Annotated in this window: 1 protein-coding gene; it reads left to right on the forward strand. The window is 62.5% G+C overall.

The window, feature by feature from the left end; all coding sequences use genetic code 11:
* Positions 1-373, forward strand: a 373-nt coding sequence (locus tag B1964_RS28975; RefSeq protein WP_139765953.1) for an IS3 family transposase, incomplete at both ends; no start/stop codon positions are given.

Raw genomic sequence — 373 nt, forward strand, 5'->3', positions numbered from 1 at the left:
TTATGAACTCATCGCCGCGGAGTGCGCCGGCCATGACATCACTGCACTTGTTGAACTGCTGGGGGTTTCACGCTCGGGATACTATGCGTGGGCGGGTCGTCAGCAGCGTGGCGAACTCACCGCACGACAGCAGCGTCGCCGTGATCTCGAAGTCAAGATTGTGGCTCACTGGAAGAGATCGCAACGCACCTACGGCTCCCCGCGGATCACCGCCGACTTGCACGACGAGGGCGTGTCGGTCTCGGAGAATACCGTCGCCAAGATCATGGCCGAGATGGGTATCGAGGGCATCAGCCCCCGCACCTTCAAGGTCAAGACGACCGTGGTCGATCCGACGGCGTCGTTCCCACCCGACCGGGTGGGGCGGGTCTTT

Source organism: Gordonia sp. i37 (assembly GCF_002043085.1).
Lineage (GTDB): Bacteria > Actinomycetota > Actinomycetes > Mycobacteriales > Mycobacteriaceae > Gordonia > Gordonia polyisoprenivorans.